The following is a 22,074-nucleotide window of genomic DNA, read 5'->3' as shown; positions in this document are numbered from 1 at the left end:
AAAATTGAACATAAATATGTACAAACAATAAAGAGGGTTTAAAGATGTCAAAACAAATTTTAATGCTCGTGGGTGACTATGCCGAGGACTATGAAACTATGGTGCCTTTTCAGTTTTTAACAGGTCTCGGTTATACCGTACACGCAGTCTGCCCCGATAAAAATGAAGGTGAAAGCATCGCAACAGCCATTCATGACTTTGAAGGCGAGCAAACCTATAGTGAAAAACGTGGTCATAACTTTGCCATCAACTACAACTTTGAAGCCGTACACACTGCGGACTATGTTGGTTTAGTCATTCCCGGTGGTCGCGCGCCCGAATATTTACGCATGAATGAACGTATTCTTGAGATCGTGCGTGAGTTTGATGCTGCGAAAAAACCTATTGCAGCAGTTTGTCATGGTGCTCAAATTCTTGCAGCAGCCGATGTACTAAAAGGCCGTACTTGTTCAGCTTACCCTGCGTGCGCAGCCGAGGTGAAACTAGCAGGCGGGACTTATGCAGACATTGAAGTAACGGAAGCTGTAACCGATGGACACTTGATCACAGCGCCTGCTTGGCCTGCCCACCCTGCTTGGATGGCGCAGTTTATTCGAGCTTTAGGGGCGACTGTGACGATTTAATTGTGTTGTTCCTCAAGTGAATCTTTTATGAGATGACCTATCAGCCTTTAGGTTCAAAAATAAAAAAGCTCCTTCGATTCAAGGAGCTTTTTTAATGGCTTTTTTTATAACATTAATGCTTTCGATTCAGTTTATAAATCGCTCTCACTAGTCATATTTTTCAAAGACCGAACTATCTCGTCACACCCAACTTATTCCAAATTTCTGGGGTTAAAAAAGTCGTGACCAATTTATTTAAATCCACATAGCGCAAGACACCTTGCAACTGCCCTTTCACTTCAGGGTTCTTTAAAATTTCCTCACCTGTAATCTGTCCAAGTTCCTGAAAACTATCTCCAACCGCTTGTAAGCCTTCGGCTTGAATCACGGCTTTGGTCTGCGCTGAACATTGCTCCACTAAAATGCGTTGTAAAACTTGTGCTAAGTTTTTATCTAGCTGTGTACGCTGTGCATCGGTGACATTACTATATACCTTCAGATCAGGATGTGCAGCCAGTGCCGCAAACGTCCACTGCAACACAGTAGTTTTATCTGTTGCTGTCGTTGACTTCACCAAACAATTACTCAATTGCTCGACTGTAGTACTAGCCGTTGCAACTTGGACTGAACCACACAATGCTGCTACCAAAAAAGCGTGACGAAAAAGAACAGAAGACCGACCTCGTAAAACGCTTAAAACAGGCTGTGACATAAACTCAACTCCAATCAACAATTGCATTCTTTGTATCACAAAGCCCGTCAATCAGCCTGTTATGGAACTGTAAAATTACCGTGTAGTTGGAGAAAATTAAATCGCTCAATTCAAGCGATTTCCCTATTTAACTCAGCAGTTTCAAAGGCAGTGAGCTGTGGGTGTATGGTCGGGCATGCATTCCAAAACCAATAGAAATAACCTTTGGGGTCAAGCAAAGTATGCATCTGAATCGTAGACTGAGCACTTTCACCCTTCCAACACGCTAAAGCCGCATTACGGTTATTATGTAAATCGATAAATTCAGGAGCTGCTTGCTTCGGCATTTCAGGAATATAAAGTGCGTCACCATATTCCACCCACAAGTCAGCCAAGTAAATTTTTCGGTCTTTAGGAAAATAACGCCCTGCTGAAATCACTAAAGGTAGTTTATTTGGATCGGTCGAAGCAAACACATGCGGAAAGTCGTGATGCTCTAGGTCTGTGACGACAAAGGGGTATAAGGTTTTCGCGGCTAGATTAATTTGAATTGGGTCATAAGGAAAAAAATGACCCACCAACATACCATATTGATATTTAATTTGAGACAACTTTTTCCGTGTAGCCTGTACCTCTATCGCCTGTCCAGCTTTCACCAAAGTCATACCAAATGCAGCAGCCGTTTCAGGCGTGGCTTTTAAAGGCATAAACTCAAAAGAGTTTCCCTCGAACGCTAACTGGGTCTGCTCTCCCCAATGGGTTTGGATCGTTGCAATTTCTTTGGGTACATCATAAACATGCCCCATACTCATGCGGGCATCCGTTGAGGATACTTGAATCAACTCAATAGCATCTGATACATCGGCTAAATACTCAGGTGTTCCGCCATTGTTGTAAAAATATGGCTGAGCTGAAATATCAACGTCTATTTCTTGCATGGTCTGATCCAGCAAAGGCGCAGTAAAATATGTGGCTGGCGTTTGCACATTACTCATGATGTTATTTCCTTTGGTTGAGGTGCTCACATGAAATTCTGTCGCAAACAGCCGAAAATCTTACTTCATTTGCTTGAGCATATTTTTAGCACCTGTATGGTTATGGTTTTTGGCTAAGTTCTGCAAAACATATTTTGCCTGCCCTTTAGGGTTGGAAAAACGACTGCTATAACTTGGAATACCCGTTAAACAACGTGCAACTAATATGCCCGATTCGGTATAGACATTTGAGGCATCCGACCCCGGCAAACGACCATAGTTATATGCGCGTTGTGCACTGTTACAGGCAGCGACTTGGTTGCGTCCACTGTTAATATCACGGCGTGCAGCCACATACAATTTGGCCTGTTGCTGCTGCGGTGTTTCTACAGCTTTGGCGGCTTTAGGTGGTACTTCTACTTTGTTTTCTTTTTTAGGCTCTACTTCTTTTTTACTTTCTTCCTCTTTCTTCATCTCTGCCTTGATCGCAGGTGCCTTCGTCACCGCTTTTTTGCTTGGCGTAATAGGCGTCATACTTCGTGGTGCAGGCTCAGTCAGTACTTTGCTTTGTAGATTAACCACACGAGTATCATTTGAATTAGGCAGTTTGCGTTCAGACAATGCCTCAATACTCACCAACCACTGTTCGCCATTATTAAGCTGGCAACGAAAAGTACCCGTGCCCTGTTTTAAACTGTTATAGGTACGCAGTAACTTTTTCGCCCACGGATCTTTCACTAAGCTGAAACTGCTTTTTTGTGTCTGACTAAAACGGCCACCATGTGCTTGGCAATACTGACTAAACATGCTCCGTGGATATAGCACCTCAATATCTTTTTCATTTTTTACGCCTACCGTGTGATACACGTATTCTTTGCTGTTTTTATCGGTATCATTAATTTTTCGTTCTACGATTAGTTCTTGTGGTGATGCAATATTTTTAAAAGGTGCTTGTGCTATATTTCCCAGACTGGCACAGCCCTGCAACACACTCCCCAAAACCCCAAATATACATAAAATTTTATAATTCACTACGACTTTACTCTTAAACACCCGCATAAAAACATTAGCGGAAAGCTCATAAAATAACAAACTTAAATAACTGTTTTTATTATTTATTTTAGCTTGACGCACACATCATTCTGCTTTGTTTTATGATAAACCCAACAACATTTCATAAATTTAGTTTGAACCATACAACAAAAGTTACAGACAAGATGATGCTTGAGCACATAAAAAACCTGCCGTGAACAGCAGGTGAGATACATCAAAAATATTTAGTCATCCAAAGTCGATTCAAAAGCTTTTAGACGCTTATAAATCGAGAGCAGTTCAATAATGGTTTTCCATGACAAAATTAGATATTGAAATGACTCTCGTACTTTATCAAACACATTACCAATTTGGTTGATTAAACCTAGAGTCATTTTCCCTGCTGCAATTGCGGGAAATAACACCACCAAACTGTATAAAATATCCAGTTGTCGATACCATGTCGCGACTAAGTTAAAATAAGCATAGTGAAAATAAAGTCTAAAATAATTCTTTCTTACTCTGCTAAACAGTTCGACCAATGTTGCAGGTTGGGCACGGTCTGCATGGTCTTCCCCATACACCAACTCTTTACGGTAAGCCGCTTCAACCTTCTGATTATTAAACTCTAAACCTGGTAGTTTACTTCCCACTACCATTAACAAGAACGTACCAAAAATAGCCCAAATAATAGAAGCCCAAACTAGGGAATGCTTTACTTCACCCACAATAGGCAATTCAGGAACATGCTTTGAAAGCTCAAATAGAATTGGTAAGAAAGCCACCAACACCATCACAGCCTTGATCAACTCAACGCCCAAATCTTCTAAAATAGTAGCAAAGCGCATAGTGTCTTCTTGCACACGTTGTGATGCCCCTTCTATATGACGTAATTTTTCCCAGTGTTGGGTGTAGTATTCATTCATCGCTGTACGCCACCGAAATACATAGTGGCTGGTGAAAAAGGCATTGATCACTGCGAAAGTGACCGCAACCATCGCAATATACAAGAAGGTTAAAGTACCCATATATAGGTCTTTAATATTCCCCCCTTTGCCAAGCATGCTTTGAATGAGATCCCAAAATGGTCCATACCATGCGTTGATGGCAACACTCACTTGTACGCCAAACCAGATGTTAAACAGAATAAATGCGGAGCCCCAAATCGACCATCTTTGCCATTTATTGTCTGAGACAAAACGCCAAAATAAGGCAAAAAGTGTTGTTGCTATAAAAAACCATAGATAGAACCACAGAAAAGACGGAGACCAAAAACGGCTCACTCCAATCGGCAGTTCAGCCGTTGCATAACCTTGCGGCCAACCTATGGCGCTTCCCCATGTATTTCCCCCTGTGTACCACAGTACGACATTGATCACCGACCAAAGTAATACTGAAATGAAGAACCATCTAGGGTTTGGGAAAAATGACTTAAACATGAACGATATATATCCCTCTTATATTTCAGGTATGCAATCCGTGCATACTAATCCTTATTTCTTAATTTAGTACAATCGCATTACAGCAAGTTTGTACACTTTACTTATCCTTATTGGGTTATACGTTATTTGATTTGTATGTCTCTTCACAAGAGCTTAGGACATTATTTTCCGACTTGATCAGTCACAGCACAATCAAAATAAATTATTTCAATAACTTATGATAATAGGAACAGACTTGGCCGGAGATTTAAAGTAATATTTTATTGCTTACAACTTTTGGGTTTCAAACGGCTTTGTTGCACAAAGATTTGAAATGCAAAGCGCCCCTAATTGAGCTAAATTTAAGGCGTAACTTGGGTAAGTGGTCGACCTAATTCCGTAAATCTGTTAAGGACTGCTACACGTGTATGGATTTCATTCACTTGGCTATCAAAACTCCTTGCACTGAGTTTATCTCCTAATAATTTGATGCAATGCATCTTAGTTTCAACCAAACTTCGCCGATGATAGCCTGACCATTTTTTCCATAGTGTCCTGCCTAAACGTTTAATTGTTCGAAGTAATTCATTTCGCTCTAGCGAGCTACTCTTTGTATCTTTCGATGGTTTCGCATTTTTTCTAGGTGGAATCACCGCATGCCCTTGCCGATCTGCAATGACCTGACGGCATTGCTTGGTGTCATAAGCTCCATCGGTATAAACACAGTTAATCTGCTCATCTTGTGGAATCTGATTAAGTAAATCACCAAGCACCTGTGAATCACTGACATTATTGGTTGTAAGCTGAACTGCTCGTATTTGTAGGATTTTAGCATCTATACCAATATGAAGTTTACGCCATTGGCGACGATATTCAGGTCCATGTTTCTTGCGTTTCCATTCGCCCTCACCTAGAAACTTCATGCCTGTAGAGTCCATGAGTAGATGCAGCCCATCGCTACTTTTTTGGTAGCTGATTACAATATCAATATGCTTTTGTCTTCTACAAAGCGTGGTGTAATCTGGAGCTATCCAATTTAATCCACAAAGTTTAATCAGACTTTGCACAAAGCCAGTGACCATACGTAAAGACAGACGGAATAAGGATTTAATCATTAAGCAGCATTGGATGGCTGCGTCGGAGTAGGTTTGATTTCGCCCTTGTTTGCCTTTTGATGGCGCATACAATTGCGTAGCAGGATCAAACCAAATGGCAATATTTCCGCGACTCATGAGTGCTCGGTTATATGCGGGCCAATTGGTTGTGCGGTAGATTTTGTGTGTAGGCTTCTTCATTTGAAAATTATATCGCTAAAAAAGCCTTTACAGATAGGTTTGTGCAACAAAGCCGTTTCAAACTAAAAAATTGCTTAGGATTTAAAGCGAATACACTAATGGTATTTCTATGACAACGATACGATTACTTGTTGATTTTATGTATAAAAGAATAAAGTTTGCACATTTTAAAATGACTTCATGCTACTATCTTTTCATTAAAAACTATTGGATCTATGACATGGAAACCCTAGTACTTGAACTGATCAAACCACTCACACTGACAAAAGAAGACTTTCCACCCATTAACTTTGAAGAAGGCACTGTGCTCAAAGTTCTCATGAAAACACCTACAGGTTATTTGGTAACAGCGGACTCTCGTTTTAATTTTACGGTGTCTTTTGATGATGAAAATCAAGTGTGGCAGAAGCTTTAATTTGCAACGCTCTTTAATAAAAGAATAATCCACTCAATAAGATAAAAATAAAAACCATCTTTTTTTATTGATTTAAAACTGATTATTTTTATTAAAATTTAGTTTTTTATACCCAATCAGCAAATGAATACCGTGCTGAGAGTTTTCTGTACCTATTGATTTTGTGATTTCTGAGGCTCATTTGTATCATCGTTATGCATCTATTTTACCGTTAATCTATTGATTTAATTGATCTACATTAAATCTTCCATCCTAGACGTTTAAACATTGAACTATAAATCAGAAAAAGAGAAAGGATTTGAAAATCTTTAGTCTATAACTCTATATTTACCGACTCATTCACCAAGCTCACCACTTATTTAAACCTAGATATTTCTGTAATACCTATCGCTATAAAAAAGCCTCAGATACGAACATCCAAGGCTTTTCAATTTTTAAACGTGTGCTGAGCTAAGTTATTGCGCGGTATAACCACCATCCATCACCACGGCTTGACCCGTTACACCACCCGCCTTATCACTGGCAAGGAAGATTGCATAATCCGCAATTTCTTCGACACTGAGTAAGCGTTTTTGCGGCACCATCGCCAAAATCACATCTTCTAATGCACTTTGTTCACTGACATTTCGGGTTTTAGCCAAGTCATGAATTTGACCGCGTACCAACGGCGTATCGACATAGCCCGGACACAGAGCATTCACGGTGATGCCATCGCGCGCGCACTCTAAAGCCGCAACTTTGGTCAAACCAATCACACCATGCTTAGCACTGTTATAACCAGCCTTGCCAGCAAATCCAATTAATCCGTTAATCGAGGCCATATTAATCACGCGACCAAACTGCTGCGCTTTCATGATTGGAAATGCGTACTTAATGCCAATGAACGACCCCACCAACATGACATTAATCAGCTTTTGATAGACTGCGGTTGGAAAGTCTTCAATCACTGCAACATGCTGAAAACCCGCATTATTGATGAGGATGTCCAACCGCCCATAGGTTTTCTGAGTCAGTTCAATCGCTGTTTTATATGCCTCTTCATCGGTCACATCGCAAGGCGCAGACAATGCATCAAAACCTTGCTTTTGAAGTGCCGCCACCGTTTCAGCACACTTCTGGGCATTCATATCAGAAATGACAACTTTTGCACCTTCATTGGCAAATTTCTTTGCAATTTCATGTCCAATACCACTGGCTGAACCAGTAATAAATGCAACTTTATCTTTTAACAGTTGACTCATGATGTACTCCGTTGTCTTCTTTTTTCATTCCAAAGTCTTAAACAATACCAAACCAAGTAAAGGCAGCAATGGCAACAAATACCGCGATGGTTTTAATAATCGTGATGGCAAAAATGTCTTTATAAGATTGTTTATGGGTTAAACCTGTCACAGCAAGTAAGGTAATCACGGCGCCGTTATGCGGTAAGGTATCCATACCGCCAGATGCCATCGCAACAATACGGTGCATGACTTCAGGTGGAATTCCCATGGCTAAAATCGCAGCATTGTATTGATCGGCCATCGCACTTAAAGCGATACTCATACCGCCAGAGGCTGAACCAGTCACACCCGCTAAAACTGTCGTGGTAACCGCACCATTGACCAGTGGATTGGTAAAAGTATTGCCCAATGCATGACTAATAATCGCAAAGCCCGGTAAGGCCGCAATAATCGCACCAAAACCATATTCAGATGCGGTATTCATCACGGCAAGTAAAGACCCGCCAATACTGGCATTGACACCATCTTTGAAGCCCGTATAGACACGACGGAAGTCAAATGAAATTGCCGCGATAATACCCACAATTAAGGCTAAACCCACGGCCCAAATGGCAGAAGTTTTGGCAACATCGACGGTGTAAGCTGCAAGTCCAATAGCATTAAAGTCGAAACCGTTTGGATACCATTCTTTAATTGCAGTGGATAAATACTTATTGGTCACAGCAACTAAAATGAGCGGTACAAAAGCCAACCATTGACGTGCGGTAGAACCATTCGAGGTTGTATCTAAGTTTTGCTTAAGTTGTTGTTGCTCGGCTTCTGTCAGCTCAATACCTGTGGCATTACCATCGCCATTTCGAGCAGCTACACGGCGACGCCATTCCAAATAGCTCAAGCCCGTTGCTAGAACAAATACCGCACCAATCAAACCGAGAAAAGGAGCTGCATAAATGTCTGTACCAAAAAAGGTCGTCGGAATAACGTTTTGAATTTGCGGGGTTCCCGGCAAGGCATCCATGGTAAACGTAAATGCACCAAGGGCAATGGTTCCCGGAATCAAACGCTTTGGAATGTTGGCTTGTCTAAAGAGTTGATTTGCAAATGGATAAACTGCAAAGACCACCACAAATAGACTGACACCGCTATAGGTTAAAATCGCCCCTAAAAGCACAACGGTTAACATTGCATTTTTAGAGCCAATCAGGTTCACAATGGTTTTGGCAATGGATTCGGCAATCCCTGACATTTCAACCACTTTACCGAAAATGGCACCGAGTAAAAACACCAAGAAATAATCTTTAATAAACCCAACCATTTTGGGCATAAATACGCCTGAATAAAAAGGCAAAACGTTAGCAGGGTTAATCAGTAAAACCGCCAACAGGGCACAAATCGGTGCCATAAGAATGACAGAAAAACCTCTGTAGGCTGTATACATCAGTAGCCCAAGAGACAATAAAATTACACCCAAATCCCACATATTTTTTACTCCATCCTTAAAGAAAATATGTCTTGATGTGCTGTGATATTAATGGCGAATGATGTCAAATCTAGTTGAGTCACAGTGCGATCAGCCTGTGTAAAAAGACCGAATACGCATTCATAGACCGTCTATTTCCCTCATGACGAGATGTCTATTTGCACTCTGATCTATGTACTATATTTATTCATCAGAGCATTAATATTTCAGCTTATGGGTCAGACTATAAAGCATATAAACCCATGCATTGTTTTAAAATAATCATTGAGTAAGAAGAAAAATTGATTAATATCGAAGCCCTAGCAGCGTTGATAAAACTAATTACATCAAGTTAAAGGTAAAATTTAAAAATCGCACCAAATGACTATTTTTGATATTTTTCATTCAGTTAAAACATATTTTTACAGACTATCATGCTGTTCGACTTATACTGCTTTGACGACTTGATAAAAATGACACCCACTTCCATCACTTGATCTGTTTTGACCGTCTGTTGTATTTTTCATGTAAACCATTGGAGAATAACACGTTCATTTTCTTTCAACATCGTGTTGCATCATTGCTCAGGGAAGCTCATGACACTCAAACAATTAAAGGCCTTTTTGGTCCTTGCACGTACGCTTAATTATGCCAATGCAGCCAATGAATTGTGTCTGAGCCAATCCGCTCTCAGCTTAAGCATTAAAACGCTAGAAGAAGAACTGGGTGGAAAACTGTTTAAACGCAACACGCGCCGAGTAGAAATCACTACTGAAGGTCAGTCCCTCATTCCCTATGCCAAAAAGCTCTTGGCCAACTGGGAGGATATGGAAAAAGATGTCAAACAGCGCTTTAAACTCAACCGTGGCACTTTAAATATTGCCTCAATGCCCTTTGCCACTCATGCAGTACTCCCCGCAGTGATGCATGATTTTTCACAGTTGCACCCTAACATCAGTTTTTCCATCCATGACATCACCAATGAAAAAATCATTGAAAAAGTTCAAGAAGGTATTTTTGAGATTGGCATTTGTTTTGAACCCAAGGCCAATGACCAACTGATTTTTCAGCCTTTATTCAATGAAGACTTTTTGGCTCTATTGCCCAAACACCACGTCTTAGCCAAACAAAAAAGCGTGACATGGCTTGAACTGTGCTCTTGTCCATTTGTGACCTTACAAAACCCCTCAATTATTCGGCATGTGATTGAGGAACATTGTGCTGCGCATCAAGTGGTGTTGGACTTGAAAGTCGAATGCCACCAAATCAGTTCCCTTTCTCACTTTGTTGCCTATGGTATGGGCGTCACTGCTATTCCACGGCATTTCCAAAAATTCATCGACCTTGAAAAAAATGTGTTGGTTGAAATTGAGGACAATCAAGCGCAACTCGCGGTGGGCATTATTTATAAAAAAGATTATGAACTGTCTAACATGTCGTCTCAATTTATTGAGACCACACTTTGGCATCATTTCTAAGCTAAATTCTCCCTTTCTCTAGGCGAAACTGAAGCTAAACCTTTATAGTTCAAAATAAACTGTATGATTATTTGCATAGCTTTCGCACATGCTTTGACTCTTCTTTTATCTATTTTTCTTTGTAAATATTCTGCATTAATGAGTTTTTCTTATTATACGTTAGAAAGATTCAATTTCTAAAAAGTGCAGCGCAATGCTAAAAAAATAACAAGCAAGGAAGATCAGGAAATAAAAGATGAATAAAGTCGTCGCAAATGCAGCCGAAGCATTAGCTGATGTAGTTGCCAATAATCAAACGGTTGCCGTGGGTGGTTTTGGCCTCTGCGGTATTCCAGAAGCATTAATTGATGCCTTAAAAGATACAGGTGTCACAGGTTTAACCTGTATTTCGAATAATGCGGGTGTGGATGGCTTTGGTTTGGGTAAATTATTAGAAACCAAACAAATGAAAAAAATGATTGCCTCTTATGTCGGTGAAAATAAAGAGTTTGAGCGTCAGTATCTCAATGGTGAACTTGAAGTTGAGCTTACTCCGCAAGGTACGCTCGCAGAAAAACTACGTTCAGGCGGCGCAGGTATTCCTGCATTTTTCACCCAAACAGGTGTAGGCACCCTCATTGCCGAAGGTAAAGAAGTCCGCGACTTTGATGGTCGTCCGCATATTTTAGAAATGTGCCTCACTGCGGACATTGCTTTAGTGAAAGCCTACAAGGCTGATAAAGCGGGCAACTTGGTATTCCGTAAAACAGCACGTAACTTTAACCCTGACTGTGCCATGGCAGGCAAATTCACCATTGCCGAAGTTGAACAAGTGGTTGAAATTGGTGAAATTGATCCAGATGACATCCATTTACCGGGTATCTACATCAACCGTGTGGTACTGAACGCCACCCCAAAAAAGCAGATCGAACAACTGACCATTAAAGCAGAGGAAGCTTAATTATGGCTTGGACACGTAATGAAATGGCGCAGCGTGCTGCCCTTGAACTCGAAGATGGTTTTTATGTCAACTTAGGTATTGGCTTACCGACCTTAGTGGCCAATTATCTACCCGAAGGGATCAATGTTTGGTTGCAGTCAGAAAATGGCTTGCTCGGTATTGATGAATTTCCAACCCGTGATGCAGTCGATGCAGACTTGATTAATGCAGGAAAACAAACCGTCACCGCACGTAAAGGGGCTGCATTTTTCTCAAGCTCAGAATCCTTTGCCATGATTCGGGGTGGTCATGTCAATATTGCTATTTTAGGTGCAATGGAAGTCTCTGAAACAGGCGACTTGGCAAACTGGATGATTCCGGGTAAAAAAGTCAAAGGCATGGGCGGTGCTATGGACTTGGTTTCTGGTGTACAAAAAGTCGTGGTTCTGATGGAGCACTGTGCCAAAGATGGCACGCCAAAAATCGTGCCCCAATGTACCCTCCCACTCACGGGTAAAGCTGTCGTCAGCCGTATCATTACCGACTTAGGCGTGATGGATATCACTACTGAAGGTGTGAAACTGGTTGAACTAGCACACGATGTAAGCCTAGAACAAATCCAAAAAGCGACTGGCTTAGAACTTATCATCAATGACTTTAAAGCCGCTTAGTACAAAACGACATCATTCAAAGCAGCTTCGGCTGCTTTGTTATTGAGTTCAATCAAAAAGGTTTTCAGTTCCAATAGGCATTTTTATAGCCTTTCAATCAAGTATAAAAACCATCATCAGCTTGATCAAGAGTATCTATACTCCCAAATATATTGAAGGATGACCCCAGCGCTCACCTTTTCTACCCAAATATCGGATGAAAAACTAAGCCGCTCGGCTACTATATTTGCACTCCACATTCAGAGGTTTCAATGTCACAACAAGATTATGAAAATGGTTTAAAAGTTCGCACAGAAGTCATGGGCGAATCTTTTGTTAAACGTGCTCAGGACAATACTGTACCTTTCACCCAACCTTTGCAGGACTGGATTAATGAACATGCTTGGGGCTCAACATGGCAACGTGAAGGTGTCCTACCGCGTAAATATCGCTCGTTAATTACCATTGCATTTTTGACGGCACAAAAAAGTCCAACTGAGCTGAAAGGTCACGTTCGTGGTGCGTTGAATAACGGTGCAACGGTTGAAGAAATTCAAGAAGTCCTTTTACACAGTTTGCCTTATTGCGGCGCACCTGCGACTCAAGAGGCGTTCCGCGCTGCGCTGGAAGTGATTCAGGAATATCAAAGCAATCCATAAATAGATTATGCGCCATACAAAAGCGTTTTTGCAGTCGCATGGCGCGATTCATCTGGTTTGACTATGCAGCATTTTTCCCTAGCCAAACCATTTCCATTAAAAGGCTTTGGTTACACTCATGCCAACGCTAAAGTTTCGACCATCGGCAGGTTCAAAGAAGCGACTATTGCTGTCATTCACAATCACTGAGCCAACATAGTTACGGTCAAACAAGTTATCGACTCGGGCATAGCTGTTTACTTTCCAGTCACGGTTTACCCATAAGTAGCCGACATTTGCAGCTACAACGGTATAACTTGGCGCAGTATCCGAGTTGATATCATCGACATAAATTTTATCCATATAGCGTGCTTCTAAGCCAGCTTGAAAGCCCTGTTCAGGTTGCCATGCAATACGGGTAAACACTTGGTTTTTGGCAACTCCGGGAATCTTATTTCCTTTATTAATGGCTTTCGCATAAGTTTTTTTTGAATCATCTGGATTCGCTATTTCTGCTGTATAACTATCAAATTCAGCATCGATATAACTAAAGCTCGATTGTATGTTGAGCTGTTTCCAGATCGTTTGTTGCCATGAAAGCTCTAACCCTTGTCGCGTGGTTTGATCTGCATTACGAAAAGTCGCACGACCATCACGTGTTCCCGCTGTCACTATATCGTTTTTTGTATCTGTCTGGAAAACAGCTAAAGTGAAGAGCCCGAATGGATTCTGCGACTTTAAACCTAGCTCGTAATTATCACTACTCGCAGGTTTTAACGCAAAATTCATACCCGATTTCTTAGGATCAGCGTTATAAGCCATTTCGGTAAAGGTAGGGGTTTCAAAGCCTTTGCCATAACTGGCATAGGCATAAAGTTCAGGTGAAATTTCCCAACCTAATGCCACAGATGGCAATAATTTCTGATAATCCGTTGAACCACTGTCATCGCCATTTTTATCAATGATGTAATGGTCTTCCGACTCATAATGCACATTGCTATAGCGTAAGCCTGTATCAAGATACCACGTGGGTAAGAACTGCCATGAGGCTTGTACATATGGATCTAAATTCCACAGGGTATTATTTTCATTACGGCGTAAATTACCTTTAACACCATAAGATTCTTTACCATTTACCATTACAAAATTATTATAGCCTTGACGGTCTTCATCCATATTGTCTAAAGCAATACCAGCACTAAATGTAGTATTCGGTAATAATTCTTTACCTGTCCAACGGAAATCAGCACCATAATAATTACGCTCGAAATCAATCACAGCACCAGCATGAGTAGGTAGCTTCTGGGAGGTAGCTCCATTAGGAATTGCCTGATATTGAGTGACTTGGCGGTTGCCTAAATATGCCATGGCATAGAGTTCATTTTTATCATTAATCGGTTTAAACCAAGTCACACCTGTTTGAGTTTGTTCAATATCTTTGCGAGCGTTAAACCCCATATTTTTTACATAAGGAGCGATTTTTTTTGGGTTTGCTTGCCAATCCTTACGCTCTAACCCCATTGGGTCATCTGCATGGATTTTGACATAGTTGGTGACCCAGTTGATTTTACTGCCATCCTCTAAGTTCCACGTCAGTTTGGCATTATTTAATACTTTTTGTGCAGCACTATGATCTCGAAAACCATCGGTATCAAAATAAGAAGAACTAATCACATAAGCAGGTTGATTGGCCTGTTCGGAACCCCCTTGTAATTGGATATTGGCTTGTTGCTTATGGTGGCTGCCTGCATTAAGACCCACTTGGATTGAGTCTTTCCCTTGCCCTTCTTTGGTCTCAGTCAAGATGGTTCCACCTGATGAGTTACCATATAAAGATGAAAATGGCCCTGTCAGTACTTCAATGTGATCTAAACTATTGAGGTCAATATTGGAACTTTGCCCTTGACCATCAGGCATGGTCGCAGGAATACCATCGACATACATCCGAATGCCACGCACGCCAAAAGTCGAACGAGCGCCAAAGCCACGCATCGAAATCTGTAAGTCTTGCGCATAGTTTTCACGGTTATTGATTTGTAAGCCTACAACCCCTTGTAAGACTTCAGATAGGTTCACATTGGCATTGTTTTGTACTGTAGCCGCTTGGACTTTTTGAATGGATGCAGAAGTCGATAACAACTCGCTATCGGTATGTACCGCTTGGACGGTGATGACGGGAAGTTGATATTCTGTGGTTTCTGCATAAGCATGCATAGACTGTAAAATAACCGCAGTCAATAAGGCTTGTTTAAAAGGCGCAGGCATCAAATAAGTTAATCGCACAATATTTCCTTGCTTGTTATTACCATAAAAATGGGAAGCCTATCATCTCGACAGGCTTCCCATACAATAAAACGTTTTAATCGGCTAAGCTATACGCAACCACATAATCACCATGATCAGGCGACTGGCGTGCCCCACCTGCGGAAATGACTACATATTGCTTGCCTGTTTTTGGAGAAATATAGCTCATTGGTGTACCTTGGCTACCTACGGGTAAACGCGCTTTCCATAACTCTTCACCATTAGATGAATTGAAGGCGCGCAAGTAGAAGTCTTGTGTTGCAGCAAAGAACACTAAACCACCTTGAGTTGCCATTGGACCACCAATAGTTGGCATACCAATCGGCGCTTTTAAGCCCATTTTGATGCCCATTGGACCCGTATCTTCAACCGTACCTAAAGGCACTTGCCAAGCCACTTGACGGGTTTTCATATCAATCGCCGTCATGGTTCCGAAAGGTGGTTTTTGGCATGGAATGCCCAATACCGACATAAAGCGGTTTTTATTCACTTTATACGGTGTACCCTTCATTGGCACTGCGCCCATACCAGTGTTGACCTTCTCTCCGCCACTGGCTTCAAGTTTTAAGTCTTCAGGTGTTTGTTTAATCAGCTGAATCCACAGACCTAGGCGCATGTCGTTGACAAACATATAACGATGCGTTGGGTCAAATGCGATACTGCCCCAATTCATCCCACCCAACGAACCCGGAAAACTTAAAGATATATCAGAACCTGGTGCTGTAAAGAGACCGTCATAACGCATAGACTTAAAGTTAATGCGACACATCAACTGGTCAAATGGCGTTGCGCCCCACATGTCCGATTCAGTCAAAGTTTGATTGCCAATTTGTGGCATTTCAACTGAACGTGGCTGAGTTGCACTGTATTGCTCATCAGGAATATCTGCAGCTTTGACAGGTTGTTCAATGACTTTGGTTAAAGGCTTGCCTGTCACACGGTCGAGTACAAAGAACTGACCAGACTTGGTGCCAATGACGACAGCTGGTTTGGTTTGCCCATTTTGCATCGGAAAATCGACCAAGCTTGGCTGCATGGGTAAATCGAAGTCCCAAAGATCTTTGTGAACGGTTTGATAAACCCACTTCTCTTTACCTGTGGTTGCATCCAAAGCCAAAACAGAAGAATTGTACTTATGGTCTACAGGTTGACGGTTTCCACCCCAGACATCGACTGACGAACTTCCCATCGGTAAAAACACCGTGTTCATTTGCAGGTCGTAGGACATTGCAGCCCAAGAGTTTGCCGAGCTACGTTTATAGATTTCACCGGCTTTGTTGCACAAACCTATCTGTAAAGGGTTTTTCAGCGATATAATTTTCAAATGAAGAAGCCTACACACAAAATCTACCGCACAACCAATTGGCCCGCATATAACCGAGCACTCATGAGTCGCGGAAATATTGCCATTTGGTTTGATCCTGCTACGCAATTGTATGCGCCATCAAAAGGCAAACAAGGGCGAAATCAAACCTACTCCGACGCAGCCATCCAATGCTGCTTAATGATTAAATCCTTATTCCGTCTGTCTTTACGTATGGTCACTGGCTTTGTGCAAAGTCTGATTAAACTTTGTGGATTAAATTGGATAGCTCCAGATTACACCACGCTTTGTAGAAGACAAAAGCATATTGATATTGTAATCAGCTACCAAAAAAGTAGCGATGGGCTGCATCTACTCATGGACTCTACAGGCATGAAGTTTCTAGGTGAGGGCGAATGGAAACGCAAGAAACATGGACCTGAATTTCGTCGCCAATGGCGTAAACTTCATATTGGTATAGATGCTAAAACCCTACAAATACGAGCAGTTCAGCTTACAACCAATAATGTCAGTGATTCACAGGTGCTTGGTGATTTACTTAATCAGATTCCACAAGATGAGCGGATTGACTCTGTTTATACCGATGGAGCTTATGACACCAAGCAATGCCGTCAGGTCATTGCAGATCGGCAAGGGCATGCGGTGATTCCACCTAGAAAAAATGCGAAACCATGGAAAGATACAAAGAGTAGCTCGCTAGAGCGAAATGAATTACTTCGAACAATTAAACGTTTAGGCAGGACACTATGGAAAAAATGGTCAGGCTATCATCGTCGAAGTTTGGTTGAAACTAAGATGCATTGCATCAAATTATTAGGAGATAAACTCAGTGCAAGGAGTTTTGATAGCCAAGTGAATGAGATCCATGCACGTGTAGCAGTCCTTAACAGATTTACGGAATTAGGTGGACCACTTACCCAAGTTACGCCTTAAATTTGGCTCAATTAGGGGCGCTTTGCATTTCAAATCTTTGTGCAACAAAGCCCATCGAAAATGGCATTATTGTCCCCACAGATTGGTGGGCAATTGTGTTTAACCCATCCTTCCCCTACCGATTTGCCCATATGGCAGCAGCGGCCTTCCTCGTCTCATCACTTTTGGTGGTTGGCACCGCCGCATGGCATTTACTGAAAGGTCGTCGTGATGAGTTGGTGAAAAAGTCTTTTTCTATGGGTTTATGGATGGTACTGGTCACGTCTTGCCTACAAGTTGTGATTGGGGACAACCACGGTTTAAATACCTTAAAACATCAACCTGCAAAATTGGCAGCCATTGAAGGCCATTGGGAAACCAATCGTGATCATGGTATGCCTTTATTACTGTTCGCTTTACCGAATATGGAAACAGAATCGAATGATTTTGAGGTTGGTATTCCCAATCTGGGCAGTTTGATTCTAACGCATTCCCTAGAGGGTCAGGTCACGGGTTTAAAAGACTTCGCAGCTGAAGACCGTCCGAATGCACTGATTGTATTCTGGAGTTTCCGGGTCATGGTTGGCTTAGGCATGTTAATGGTTTTACTCTCGTTAACAGCGCTGTGGCTACGTAAAAAAGGCTCTCTATACGAAAGCCGTTGGTTTCATAAATTTGCCATCATTATGGGACCTACAGGTTATATCGCGCTCCTAGCAGGTTGGGTCACTACAGAAGTTGGCCGTCAGCCTTGGGTCGTGTATGGCGTCATTCGGACTAAAGACGGTTTATCGCATACAGTCACCGCAGATCAAGTCGGCTTGAGCCTGATTATTTTTGTTCTGGTCTATACCGTCGTCTTTGGCGCGGGAATTTACTACATGCTGCGCTTGATCAAATTAGGCCCTACTTTTTCTACACCTTTAGATGCCGTGCAAGATACTGGCCCAGGGCATTTTAAAACCCCTTTACGTCCAATCAGTGCTGTTGAAGAATCTATCGATACCACTGATCCTTCTGCTCAAAATAGTAAGGAGAAACCACATGATTGATCTCGCTTTGGTTTGGGTCGGTATTATCGGGCTCGGGGTGCTCATCTATGTGGTTATGGATGGTTTCGACTTAGGCATTGGCATTCTGTTTCCCTTTATGAACGGAACGCAAGAACGTGATGTGATGATGAATACCGTCGCGCCCGTTTGGGACGGTAATGAAACATGGATGGTCCTAGGTGGTGCTGGCTTATTCGCTGCATTTCCTTTGGTCTATTCAACCGTTTTATCGGCACTATATTTACCCATTATCTTTATGGTGGTTGCCTTAATTTTCCGCGGTGTGGCCTTCGAGTTCCGCTTTAAAGCCACGCGCACCAAATACCTCTGGGATCTCGCATTTATCTGGGGCTCTATCTTATCGAGCTTTTTCCAAGGCGTGATTTTAGGGGCTTATATCCAAGGTATTCAGACCACCAATGGTATTTACAGCGGCGGTGGATGGGACTGGTTCACACCATTTACATGTTTTACTGGTCTAGGGGTCGTGGTCATGTACGCCACTTTAGGGTGTGGCTGGCTCATTTGGAAAACCGAAAAAGAGATACAGCAACGGATGTTTCATCTCATGCCTAGGCTGATTATTGCTTTACTCATTATCTTCGGTGCCGTGAGTTTATATACGCCGCTGACCCATCCTGAAATTGCACAGCGTTGGTTCTCTCTGCCGAATCTATACTATTTTAGCCCAGTGCCAATTTTAGTCTTACTGTTTGTTGGTTTGATTATATCGGCGTGTAAAAAGCAGCATGAACTAAAACCATTTATCTATACTTTGGCTTTAGTCTTTTTGGCTTTTACTGGCTTCGTCATCAGCTTATGGCCCAATATTATTCCGCCATCGGTCACTATTTGGCAGGCTGCTGCACCTGAGTCAAGTTTAAAGTTTACTTTGGTGGGGGCTGCAATTTTAATCCCAATCATCATTGCCTATACCTTCTTGTCCTATTGGGTGTTCCGTGACAAAGTACGTATAGGGGATCAGGGTTATCATTAATTGAGGAGATAGACATGAAAAAATTTGTTGATCGACTCAGCCCACGATTATGGTTTATTTTATTGTGGTGCTTTGGCTTTATTTCTCTCGCACTGATTGCGGGTTTCTTTAAGCTGTTGCTGAGTTTTGCTTACTAAAGCCAGCCAAGCATTTTTTTATGAATTAGGCACGGGACTTTCAGTACATGTCCTGTGCCTTTTAATTGCAGCGAACCCATATGTATAAATCAGAAAAACTTGCGCTCAGCCTGAAACATTTGATTAAAAGTGGTTTTTGGAAAGCCAACGATAAACTACCTTCACTACGTCAACAAGCTGAAATATCGGGTTTTAGCCTAATGACCGTGATGAATGCCTATCAGGAACTTGAAGCGCAAGGGCTGATTTATTCACAAGAAAAACTCGGTTATTTTGTGACAGGCGATGGACGCTCAGACAGCAACTCCAATAGTGTCATCCTCAACGAAAAAATTGAAATCAACTCTAAAATTTTCAGATACTTAAAATCGATCCAATCTGAACACATGGTTCCCTTTGGCATTGCCTTTCCCAACAGCCAACTGCTCTACTCTGCCAAGCTGATGCAAACTTTGGGACAACGTGCCAAACACCGTCTCAGTTATGAACAGATGCCAAGTTTACCTCCCGGAAACTTTGAGCTGCGGAAACTGATTGCACAGCGCTACTGTATGCAAGGGATTCCAACAGACCCGTCCGATATCGTAATTACCTCGGGCGGATTAGATGCTTTAAACCTCTCCTTACAAGCTATGACCCAACCGGGTGACTATATTTTACTTCAAAAAACAATATTTTATGGCGCATGGCAAGCGGCTGAACATTTGGGCCTAAAAGTCATTAGTATTCCTGAACATGAAGAACACGGTATTGACCTTGAGGCTTTTAAAGATGCGATTGAGCGTTACCCCATTAAAGTCTGTTTGCTGATGCTCAACAGTCACAACCCAATTGGTTTTACGGTCAGTGACGACATCAAATACCAACTGGCAAAGCTACTGCATGAACGCGATATTTATTTAATTGAAGACGATGTTTATGAGGAACTTTATTTTGATCATAAAAAACCACTATCGATGAAATACTTTGATCAAAAAAATTTGGTTTTACACTGCTCTTCTTTTTCAAAAACTTTAGGTGCGGGTTTTCGGATTGGTTGGGTCTATGCGGGTAAATTTTCGGAGCATATTCAGCATTTACAGCTGATGAGCACGCTTTCCGTCAATTCATTTATTCAAAATGCCTTGGTCGATTATTTATCGTATCGACACTATGAAAAGCACTTAAAAACTTTGCGTAACACCTTAAAACGTCTCAAAAATCAGTATTACACTTATTTATCTGAACATTTGTCTGAAAATTATCAAATTCATTATTATCCATCGGGCTATTTCTTATGGATTACTTTGCCTGAGCAGATCAATGGAAATTTGATTTATGAGCAACTTTTAGAGAAAAATATCAGCATCGCGCCCGGTTCATTATTTTATCAAACGGATAATATTCCACATCATATTCGGATCAATTGTTCATTTGAAATCAATGAACGTATTCAAAATGCCTTAGATGCCTTGATCCAATGTATTTACCTAGAAGCCTTTGAATAAAAGTTAAACGGTTTAAATCTAGGCTGATTTAAACCATCTTTTGATTTGAAGAGACTCACTGCCCATACTGTAAATATCACCATCCCAGAGATAAAATGACATGATCAGATCGGATCATGTCATTCCTCTCAAGCTAGGTATAGGATTTCTCAGCACTCATATTTTGAAAATAGGTGCGATAGATATAGACACAGCCAAGTGAAAAACCTGCCATCAGGCCGGATGCCATGGGTAAATGCATCACACTGTCTTGTGGAAAGACAAAAACCAAAAATGGAAAGGCATATACCGCAGGAATACGCATATCAAAGAGCTTAAGCAAAAGAAACATCAAGGGCATATATATAAGGGTAAGTAGTATCCAATCTTGAATCCACAACTGCATAAGCACGGCCATTGAAATCGACAGTGTCAACACAGCAACCTGCTTAAAACACATTTTCAACGAATACATCATCATATTTAATGATTCATAGACCACCACTGTAATCGGTGGAATCAGTGCCATCGCTTCAACCTTGAAAATAGCAGCGAGTGCAAAACCAATTAAAGTAATACTGGCATATACACCTATTTTTCTTCGATCAAAATTGCCTTTTCTCTCCAAACCTTGGTTCAGTTTAAAGAGCACAACACCCAACATTAGAATAAAACTGGTGGCAAAAATCGAAATCAAAAACGATATTTCGTAGGCTTGGGTCACAATCGGCAAGAAACCCGTGGCCAGTGCGGGCGGTAATATATAGTTAAACATCCGCATCACGAACAACATGGCACAGAGAACTAAAACCAGTTTGAACAGATATGAAATTGGCATTAAGTTAATGCTGAAGCCGATTACAGCGGTCAAACTGGGTAAAATAAAAATTTTATCTGGCTGATTCAGCCACTGTTTATCTCGATAGACCCATAGTCCAACGGCCATCGCCGCTATTTCAGGCAGAATAATTTCACGATCATTCAGTCCATAGGCAGCCGCCACCATAAGACCTATAAAGACAAAGGCCGCGAGATAACTTTTGGGGTTTAAGAGTGTCTTTGCATGTGACATAGGATTCATATTC

The 22,074-nt window shown here is 41.5% G+C and carries 19 protein-coding genes and 2 pseudogenes; 11 read left to right on the top strand and 10 right to left on the bottom strand.

Annotated elements, in window-relative coordinates; genetic code table 11:
* Positions 1–44 precede the first annotated feature (44 nt).
* Positions 45–623: a DJ-1/PfpI family protein gene (locus tag MN200_RS04410; RefSeq protein WP_125275100.1), complete on the top strand. Its 579-nt coding sequence runs from the start codon at positions 45–47 to the stop codon at positions 621–623.
* Positions 624–795: 172 nt separating this feature from the next.
* Here MN200_RS04410 and MN200_RS04405 read toward each other — a convergent pair whose 3' ends face one another.
* From MN200_RS04405 to MN200_RS04385, 5 genes are all read right to left on the bottom strand, one after another.
* Entirely contained in the window at positions 796–1,314 is a 519-nt protein-coding gene (locus MN200_RS04405) for a hypothetical protein (protein WP_125275099.1), read from the bottom strand.
* A 110-nt stretch (positions 1,315–1,424) separates the two neighbouring features.
* Positions 1,425–2,288, bottom strand: coding sequence for a hypothetical protein (locus tag MN200_RS04400; RefSeq protein ID WP_242760137.1), 864 nt, complete (start codon positions 2,286–2,288; stop codon positions 1,425–1,427).
* Between the two features lie 60 nt (positions 2,289–2,348).
* The gene (locus tag MN200_RS04395; RefSeq protein ID WP_125275097.1) at positions 2,349–3,401 is read right to left on the bottom strand and encodes a hypothetical protein; all 1,053 of its coding nucleotides are present in this window, start codon (positions 3,399–3,401) and stop codon (positions 2,349–2,351) included.
* A 143-nt stretch (positions 3,402–3,544) separates the two neighbouring features.
* Entirely contained in the window at positions 3,545–4,738 is a 1,194-nt protein-coding gene (gene sbmA, locus MN200_RS04390; RefSeq protein WP_058869082.1) for a peptide antibiotic transporter SbmA, read from the bottom strand.
* A gap of 344 nt (positions 4,739–5,082) precedes the next feature.
* The gene (locus MN200_RS04385; protein ID WP_242760135.1) at positions 5,083–6,015 is read right to left on the bottom strand and encodes an IS5 family transposase; all 933 of its coding nucleotides are present in this window, start codon (positions 6,013–6,015) and stop codon (positions 5,083–5,085) included.
* 220 nt (positions 6,016–6,235) lie between these two features.
* Between MN200_RS04385 and MN200_RS04380 the strand changes: the two genes are divergently transcribed.
* The gene (locus MN200_RS04380) at positions 6,236–6,430 is read left to right on the top strand and encodes a hypothetical protein (RefSeq protein WP_004694700.1); all 195 of its coding nucleotides are present in this window, start codon (positions 6,236–6,238) and stop codon (positions 6,428–6,430) included.
* A gap of 455 nt (positions 6,431–6,885) precedes the next feature.
* Here MN200_RS04380 and MN200_RS04375 read toward each other — a convergent pair whose 3' ends face one another.
* Both MN200_RS04375 and MN200_RS04370 read right to left on the bottom strand, forming a co-directional pair.
* The gene (locus MN200_RS04375) at positions 6,886–7,671 is read right to left on the bottom strand and encodes a 3-hydroxybutyrate dehydrogenase (protein WP_125274971.1); all 786 of its coding nucleotides are present in this window, start codon (positions 7,669–7,671) and stop codon (positions 6,886–6,888) included.
* A gap of 37 nt (positions 7,672–7,708) precedes the next feature.
* Positions 7,709–9,133: a GntP family permease gene (locus MN200_RS04370; protein WP_242760133.1), complete on the bottom strand. Its 1,425-nt coding sequence runs from the start codon at positions 9,131–9,133 to the stop codon at positions 7,709–7,711.
* A 575-nt stretch (positions 9,134–9,708) separates the two neighbouring features.
* Here MN200_RS04370 and MN200_RS04365 point away from each other — a divergent pair.
* The 4 genes from MN200_RS04365 to MN200_RS04350 all read left to right on the top strand — a co-directional run bounded on the left by MN200_RS04365 (position 9,709) and on the right by MN200_RS04350 (position 12,818).
* Positions 9,709–10,590 (top strand): LysR family transcriptional regulator, encoded by an 882-nt coding sequence (locus tag MN200_RS04365; RefSeq protein WP_078426037.1) that lies wholly within the window; start codon positions 9,709–9,711, stop codon positions 10,588–10,590.
* 235 nt (positions 10,591–10,825) lie between these two features.
* Positions 10,826–11,530, top strand: a complete 705-nt coding sequence (locus tag MN200_RS04360; protein WP_242760131.1) for a CoA transferase subunit A — start codon at positions 10,826–10,828, stop codon at positions 11,528–11,530.
* Between the two features lie 2 nt (positions 11,531–11,532).
* Complete coding sequence (locus MN200_RS04355; RefSeq protein ID WP_151836752.1) at positions 11,533–12,180, top strand: CoA transferase subunit B; 648 nt, start codon at positions 11,533–11,535, stop codon at positions 12,178–12,180.
* A 251-nt stretch (positions 12,181–12,431) separates the two neighbouring features.
* Positions 12,432–12,818, top strand: a complete 387-nt coding sequence (locus MN200_RS04350; RefSeq protein ID WP_004694713.1) for a carboxymuconolactone decarboxylase family protein — start codon at positions 12,432–12,434, stop codon at positions 12,816–12,818.
* Between the two features lie 96 nt (positions 12,819–12,914).
* Here the strand turns inward: MN200_RS04350 and MN200_RS04345 are convergent, their stop codons facing one another.
* Both MN200_RS04345 and MN200_RS04340 read right to left on the bottom strand, forming a co-directional pair.
* Entirely contained in the window at positions 12,915–15,011 is a 2,097-nt protein-coding gene (locus MN200_RS04345; protein ID WP_242760508.1) for a TonB-dependent receptor, read from the bottom strand.
* Between the two features lie 145 nt (positions 15,012–15,156).
* Positions 15,157–16,371 (bottom strand): annotated as a pseudogene (locus tag MN200_RS04340) (PQQ-binding-like beta-propeller repeat protein); the annotation flags it as partial.
* 54 nt (positions 16,372–16,425) lie between these two features.
* Between MN200_RS04340 and MN200_RS04335 the strand changes: the two are divergent.
* From MN200_RS04335 to MN200_RS04315, 5 genes and pseudogenes are all read left to right on the top strand, one after another.
* On the top strand, positions 16,426–17,358 hold the full coding sequence (locus MN200_RS04335) for an IS5 family transposase (protein WP_242760130.1): 933 nt from the start codon (positions 16,426–16,428) through the stop codon (positions 17,356–17,358).
* A 53-nt stretch (positions 17,359–17,411) separates the two neighbouring features.
* Positions 17,412–18,389, top strand: a pseudogene (locus tag MN200_RS04330) (cytochrome ubiquinol oxidase subunit I); the annotation flags it as partial.
* Positions 18,382–19,386 (top strand): cytochrome d ubiquinol oxidase subunit II, encoded by a 1,005-nt coding sequence (cydB, locus tag MN200_RS04325; protein ID WP_242760129.1) that lies wholly within the window; start codon positions 18,382–18,384, stop codon positions 19,384–19,386. The pseudogene MN200_RS04330 and the gene cydB, both read left to right, overlap by 8 nt.
* A gap of 14 nt (positions 19,387–19,400) precedes the next feature.
* Positions 19,401–19,523, top strand: a complete 123-nt coding sequence (locus tag MN200_RS04320; RefSeq protein ID WP_004694789.1) for a hypothetical protein — start codon at positions 19,401–19,403, stop codon at positions 19,521–19,523.
* Between the two features lie 80 nt (positions 19,524–19,603).
* A complete protein-coding gene (locus MN200_RS04315; protein ID WP_242760128.1) occupies positions 19,604–21,010 on the top strand; it encodes a PLP-dependent aminotransferase family protein in 1,407 nt (468 codons plus the stop codon).
* Positions 21,011–21,143: 133 nt separating this feature from the next.
* On the opposite strand, the gene MN200_RS04310 is transcribed toward MN200_RS04315, so the two are convergent.
* Positions 21,144–22,070, bottom strand: coding sequence for a hypothetical protein (locus MN200_RS04310; protein ID WP_242760127.1), 927 nt, complete (start codon positions 22,068–22,070; stop codon positions 21,144–21,146).
* Between the last annotated feature and the right edge of the window lie 4 nt (positions 22,071–22,074).

It is taken from the genome of Acinetobacter sp. LUNF3 (assembly GCF_022699605.1).
In the GTDB taxonomy this organism is placed as follows: Bacteria; Pseudomonadota; Gammaproteobacteria; order Pseudomonadales; family Moraxellaceae; genus Acinetobacter; species Acinetobacter johnsonii.
This window is presented reverse-complemented; position numbering and strand designations above follow the sequence as displayed.

Excerpts from the sequence above, each read along its gene's own strand:
- MN200_RS04365 (WP_078426037.1), top strand. The coding sequence starts at position 9,709 with ATGACACTCAAACAATTAAAGGCCTTTTTGGTCCTTGCACGTACGCTT.
- MN200_RS04400 (WP_242760137.1), bottom strand. The coding sequence starts at position 2,288 with ATGAGTAATGTGCAAACGCCAGCCACATATTTTACTGCGCCTTTGCTG.
- MN200_RS04345 (WP_242760508.1), bottom strand. The coding sequence starts at position 15,011 with ATGCATGCTTATGCAGAAACCACAGAATATCAACTTCCCGTCATCACC.
- MN200_RS04360 (WP_242760131.1), top strand. The coding sequence starts at position 10,826 with ATGAATAAAGTCGTCGCAAATGCAGCCGAAGCATTAGCTGATGTAGTT.
- MN200_RS04405 (WP_125275099.1), bottom strand. The coding sequence starts at position 1,314 with ATGTCACAGCCTGTTTTAAGCGTTTTACGAGGTCGGTCTTCTGTTCTT.
- MN200_RS04370 (WP_242760133.1), bottom strand. The coding sequence starts at position 9,133 with ATGTGGGATTTGGGTGTAATTTTATTGTCTCTTGGGCTACTGATGTAT.
- MN200_RS04380 (WP_004694700.1), top strand. The coding sequence starts at position 6,236 with ATGGAAACCCTAGTACTTGAACTGATCAAACCACTCACACTGACAAAA.
- cydB (WP_242760129.1), top strand. The coding sequence starts at position 18,382 with ATGATTGATCTCGCTTTGGTTTGGGTCGGTATTATCGGGCTCGGGGTG.
- sbmA (WP_058869082.1), bottom strand. The coding sequence starts at position 4,738 with ATGTTTAAGTCATTTTTCCCAAACCCTAGATGGTTCTTCATTTCAGTA.
- MN200_RS04355 (WP_151836752.1), top strand. The coding sequence starts at position 11,533 with ATGGCTTGGACACGTAATGAAATGGCGCAGCGTGCTGCCCTTGAACTC.
- MN200_RS04320 (WP_004694789.1), top strand. The coding sequence starts at position 19,401 with ATGAAAAAATTTGTTGATCGACTCAGCCCACGATTATGGTTTATTTTA.
- MN200_RS04315 (WP_242760128.1), top strand. The coding sequence starts at position 19,604 with ATGTATAAATCAGAAAAACTTGCGCTCAGCCTGAAACATTTGATTAAA.
- MN200_RS04335 (WP_242760130.1), top strand. The coding sequence starts at position 16,426 with ATGAAGAAGCCTACACACAAAATCTACCGCACAACCAATTGGCCCGCA.
- MN200_RS04385 (WP_242760135.1), bottom strand. The coding sequence starts at position 6,015 with ATGAAGAAGCCTACACACAAAATCTACCGCACAACCAATTGGCCCGCA.
- MN200_RS04350 (WP_004694713.1), top strand. The coding sequence starts at position 12,432 with ATGTCACAACAAGATTATGAAAATGGTTTAAAAGTTCGCACAGAAGTC.
- MN200_RS04410 (WP_125275100.1), top strand. The coding sequence starts at position 45 with ATGTCAAAACAAATTTTAATGCTCGTGGGTGACTATGCCGAGGACTAT.
- MN200_RS04310 (WP_242760127.1), bottom strand. The coding sequence starts at position 22,070 with ATGAATCCTATGTCACATGCAAAGACACTCTTAAACCCCAAAAGTTAT.
- MN200_RS04375 (WP_125274971.1), bottom strand. The coding sequence starts at position 7,671 with ATGAGTCAACTGTTAAAAGATAAAGTTGCATTTATTACTGGTTCAGCC.